A 5266-nucleotide genomic window follows, 5' to 3' on the forward strand; every position below is an offset into this window, starting at 1 on the left:
AATACAAAATTGCTACTGATCAGGATTTACGTGAAACTTTCATCAATTCTAATAAAGAAGAGTACAATGCCACTTTAGTAGAGGATAGTATCTTCAACCATCAAGGGTATGAAGTAAGTTCAAGCGAATATGTAATGCAGGATTCCGTGACGATTAAAGAAGTGCATTTTGCGAGAGGTAATTACGTTTATTATTGGACATCACAATACACGGGTGAACCTACTGAGGAAATAGAAAAATTTTTATTTCAATGGGAGGTTTTGCCGTGGGAAGAACCCGATTTAGTAACATATGAAACAGATGATTTTTCAATGGTAGTGTGTCATGACTATGGCTATTCAGGTATCGAATCTTACGATAATAACTTAGATACCTTGATACTTCATAGCTCTCTGGATAAAACTACCGGCATATCCACACTTTTATATGAGTATGACTTCAATGAGTTAGGATTTTTTAATAACACAGATAGTTTAATAAGTTACTACAGCGAAGGCGTAGACGGAAAGCACATATTGAAGGTGGATTCTGTAAATAAGGAAAAAGCAGGCTATTTAAAAACAGTTTATCAAGATTCAGCTTACAGTAACACTACCTATGAATTTATTAAATGGATAGGTGATAAGGTATATTCATTATATGTTACTACTCCTGTAGACATTGAGTCTTCTTATGCAGAGCAGATTCTCGAATCTTTTACTATCAAAAAAAGTAAGCCGTTTAATCTTTTTGAATCTAAGCTCGACACACTATTAAACATGGTGCAATCTACTGATACAGCCGCGTATGAGCAGGCATCAGGTATATTGGCTAATTACCCTTTTATAAATGAAGACGCCTATAAACTCAAGGAAGTACTTCTTTCAGGTATTTTGCTGGACGAAGGAAGCTGGGGTAGTCCTGGAAATGCCATGATCGAGGCAATTGGTGCTCTGGAGCATGCTGAGGCCATAAGATTCTATGAGGAATTATTTGCTGAAAATCCAATTTATCAGTCGGCTGTCTTGGAACAGCTTCAAACCTTGCAAACAGAGCTCTCATTTAACCTATATAAGGATTTGCTTGTACAGAAAACAAGTGAGTTGGACTATTCCGATTTTCAGGTTTATAGAGACAGTTTAAGCATGCTGTCGCCAGATTTACCTATGATCATGACCTTTTTTGAGGAGCCTGAAAATAGGAATATTATTAGTTCATTGCTTTCAGACTATAACCAAAATGTAGATTTAGCTAAGGATAACTTGAAGCCATATGAAGAGGATTTTTCTAATAGTTTCAGGGCAGTTGCGGATACTATAAATATTGAAACAGATTATAACTGGGATGTTTACTACCTCGATAGATTACTAGAATTAAGTTTAGCAAGTGGTGCAAAGGCAAAGTCATTTAAAGGGCAATATGATAGGCTCCTAAAAGCGAAAGCCTCCATGCTGCAGATGGTAGGTTTACTTGGTTATTTAAATGCGGATATGTCTGTAAAGTCTAAGATTGTTAAGGAGGTGCTAGGATATGAGGAAGAAGCTGAGTTTTTGCTTGATCGTATTGAAGACAAAAGGCACATCGATTTCATTACAAAGTACCTTGACATGGTAACTATTTCGCGAATGTATATTAGATCAAGTCTAACCTATGAGGACTATTACGATGTGAAAATGACCTATGTAGATATGTTTGAAGAGACGATTAACGACACCAAGTATAGCTTTTACGTTTTTACATTCTATGATGAGTATTCAGAAACAGAAAATATTAGTTTCTCAGTGTATGCAATGGAAGATAAGAAAATTAGTACCAACGTATTATACACTGATATCTATTTAGGTGAGCACGACCCCAAAGATTTTGAGAATGAAAAAGAGGCCATCATCGAAGATTTTAAAACCTATCATCTCGAAATGTAATAGTTTGCATTTGTTGGAGAATTGATATGAACCGCTATATAAGAGCTCATTGGCAGCAGACTACTATTATGTTAGAACGTCATCTTATTAATAAATAAAGCAACACAAGTACTAAGGCAATTAGCGGTTCAAGCAGTTTGAATTTCTTTTTCCTTGTACCTCTAAGTATAAAACCTAATAAATAAGCAGTTAGAGAAATAAGTGTAATGAAAATCAACGAGTAAAATTGGTCTAACCAACTCATTTTCAGTATTTATATATTTTTATATGATGACCCAAATTACGCTTTAGCGCATGTGCTTTACAGTGCGTTGTTGTTTGAAAGTTGATTCATAACATTCTCTAAATCAAATTTTTTCCCTTCTAGTACTTTAATCTTCTTTCCATGCGTGTCAGTTAGAATGAGGGAGGGCAATTCATTAGTTTCATATTTCTTTTTGAATACTTCGTAATCTTTGTTAGTCGGGTTTTTACTATCAAATACTACCTCCTTAGTAAGGTCGATAAGGAATAAAACTAGTCTTTGGCTGGCGTACTCTTGAAATTCTGGCTGATTTATGACTTTCTTATCCATTTTTTTACATGGAGTACACCAGTCACTTCCAGTCAAAATGATCAGTATTTGTTTGTTTTCCTGATTAGCGAGTTCAGTTGCTTTGTTCCAATCTGTGATCATCTCGACTTCTTGCGAGATTCCTGATTGATTAATTGATGTTAATAGAAATAGAATTAATATATATTTCATCTTGGTTGTGGTGGTCAATTTGTGGCTAAATCCCAAGTTTGGCGCTCTGGCCTCCGAGCTTTTAAATAGCATTGAAAATAGCGAATCTGCCAGTACATTCAAAGTATCAGATACATACTGCATCATACAGGTAAAATCCCCCGAGAGAAGAAGATTGTAGAAAGTACATCACTTATGTGTCGGTAGATAAGCGGGATGTTTAGCAACACTTGTAGATGACTATACCATGCTATATCATTTTTAGCGAATTTAATCGTAGATGTAGTACTTCCAGTTTTGGTATGGAGTGTCGTACAATGTTGGCATTTCTCCTCTTGTTGTGTGTTGGTTATTGGGGTCATATGTTACAACTTCAAAGTTGAAACCCATGATCACATTTTGTTGAAAAGTTAGCTTGTACGATTGTTCAGTTCGTTCGTAATGAAATTTCTTGATCCCAATAGGTGATGGGTTTGGAATTTCTGTATTCAGTTCCTCAATTTCGTGTGGATATGTTCCGTTTGCTAGTTTATAATCTTCAATTTTATGAATTAATAGGTTAGCCTCTCTGATTGCCAGATTCCTACTTAAATCGCTTGTGAACGAAGATATATAAGTGGTTGATAAAAATGTTGATATACAAAGGGTTAGAATGAGGAATCCAAATGAATTCAAAATTCGTTGTTTGGATTTCTTAAATGCAAATCGTTCAACCAATAGCCAGACTATTAAGATTAGAGTCAAAAGAATTCCTGCAATTGAGGCAAGTTGGGCAGCATTGAAAATCCAGTTTGCTGGTCGAAATAGAACGCTCGGACCAGGTATAAAGATGAGTTGAGTGAGAAAAAGTACTAAAACGTTGATAAGTAGCGTAACCTTCAAGTTGATTTTCATGCGATTCAGTGATTTAGCTCTATTTCCTCAAAGAAGCCTCTCCAGTTCTTAGGTTCAGGGTTAGCAATTTGGAATTTTACTTTTTCAGACTTTGTCAAACTCTGATAGTTTTTAAAAAAGTTGATTATGAAATCTTCTCCTTTGCCCATGCGCCAAAAGATGTCTACTGCATCAATTGCAGGAAATTCGTTCCAAGGCGTGCGGAATTGGAAGTCAGCAATTTGAAAGAACCCATGTTCTCTGAAAAAATCTCTAGTTTCCATGAGTACGAACCCCAACAAGTTTAGCCCTCTCCACGAATAGATGTTTGTTGCATCTTCACTGTCTTTTGATAATCCAATTCCCCAAATTGTATCTACTGGACTTGCTTCTACTAATACTCTGTCCTTAGTGTTAAGGAGGTAATTACCCAGTTCTTGGTTTTGGCTGAACTTATTAATGTTCCCAGTTTTCACAATTGAGTAGCGGTTTGATACCCAGACTTGTTCATCAAATCCAGTTACTTGCCTTCCTAGATCTTTCGCTTCACCAGGCTTATTGCATTCAATGATCTTTTGGTGAATATCGTAGTTGTCGAACAATAGGGCTTTCTGCGACATCATCCAGTGCTCTGTTGTTTTATATGTTATGCCGTTTACCTCAAAAGGACTCTCAAACCATTGACTCAAACACCAATTTCCAACCGTTTGATCTTGGGGCGAAGTGTGCCCCCAAAAGAACAGGTATTTGAGGGGGTTTCCCTTTTCAAATTCCTCTTTCAACCAATCGATATTGTATGCTTTCGTCATTCAAGATTAAGAAATAAGACTCATTTATAGCGCTGGGGCCTGCATGCTTTTAAATAGCATTGAAATTAGCGAATCTGGTGATGCATTCAAAGCATCAATCAGCCGTTACTTTGCATAATGCTAAATACGGCCATGCGATAAATCGTTAGTTCCTTTTATTTAAGATTTAAAAGTTCGTTTAGATAGAATTTTTGTTTCTCAACCCATTGAGAGTTGGCGCTTGTTTGATGTTCTCCTTCTGGGTTGATCCATCTGATTAGTTTGTTGTTGTAGAAGTAATACCGGTGCTCATGTTTTTTAGTTTTGTTAGGGTCATATGCTTCATCAAACCCCATTTCATTAGCTTTCTTGGCATCCATGTAATAAGGCATATTGTATTTGAATTCTTGATCAAAAACGAATAGAAGTTGTAGGTTGTCAATGTAAAACTCCCTGTAGAGCTTGCCAGTCTCTCCTAAATATTCAATTCGAACCTTAACTAATTCGTCATTGTCATAATATTTCTTAATGGTTGCTCCATCTGTTGACTCTTCAAAAGTTAGCTCTTCCCTTACCTGAAAGCTGTCAAGACTGCGCTCTACAAAATTGAAATGTTCGCGAATGTCTTTAATCATTTCTTCTTGAGACTGACCGTAAAGGCAGCAGGATATGAGCAGAAATATTACCTTCAGAATGGAGAGTTTCATATTTTTCTTTTCAAATCTTCTAGTTTATATGAATTAACTTTGGTCCGCGCCCACATATGTTAATCCTTAATATAGTTCTTGTTATTTCAGGCAAAACGTCAATTGCATTGAACTTACCTGGAAAGTATTGTGGGACATGGTAGGCCATGTTATTAGGCGTTTTTTAATAAAAAGTATATCTCACGTTCAAATTCGTACTTCATTTTCTTAATTGCATTGTCCCACTCGTATAAACTCCGACCGATATAAACTGGTGTTAGAAGCAGAAGTATT

General features: G+C 36.1%; 5 protein-coding genes. 1 reads left to right on the plus strand and 4 read right to left on the minus strand.

The features are described from left to right. On the plus strand, window positions 1-1901 hold a 1901-nt coding region (locus E1176_RS20575), incomplete at its 5' end, for a hypothetical protein (RefSeq protein WP_185152673.1). A 301-nt stretch (window positions 1902-2202) separates the two neighbouring features. Here the strand turns inward: E1176_RS20575 and E1176_RS06700 are convergent. The 4 genes from E1176_RS06700 to E1176_RS06715 form a co-directional block, all read right to left on the minus strand. Next, window positions 2203-2646, minus strand: coding sequence for a thioredoxin family protein (locus E1176_RS06700; protein WP_185152674.1), 444 nt, complete (start codon window positions 2644-2646; stop codon window positions 2203-2205). 249 nt (window positions 2647-2895) lie between these two features. Further along, window positions 2896-3519, minus strand: coding sequence for a hypothetical protein (locus E1176_RS06705; protein ID WP_155209833.1), 624 nt, complete (start codon window positions 3517-3519; stop codon window positions 2896-2898). 5 nt (window positions 3520-3524) lie between these two features. Continuing rightward, a complete protein-coding gene (ybiA, locus tag E1176_RS06710; RefSeq protein WP_155209834.1) occupies window positions 3525-4307 on the minus strand; it encodes a riboflavin biosynthesis intermediates N-glycosidase in 783 nt (260 codons plus the stop codon). 155 nt (window positions 4308-4462) lie between these two features. After that, window positions 4463-4993, minus strand: a complete 531-nt coding sequence (locus E1176_RS06715) for a hypothetical protein (RefSeq protein ID WP_155209835.1) — start codon at window positions 4991-4993, stop codon at window positions 4463-4465. Window positions 4994-5266 lie beyond the last annotated feature (273 nt).

Origin of the sequence: Fulvivirga aurantia, from assembly GCF_009711475.1 — a bacterium.
Lineage (GTDB): Bacteria > Bacteroidota > Bacteroidia > Cytophagales > Cyclobacteriaceae > Fulvivirga > Fulvivirga aurantia.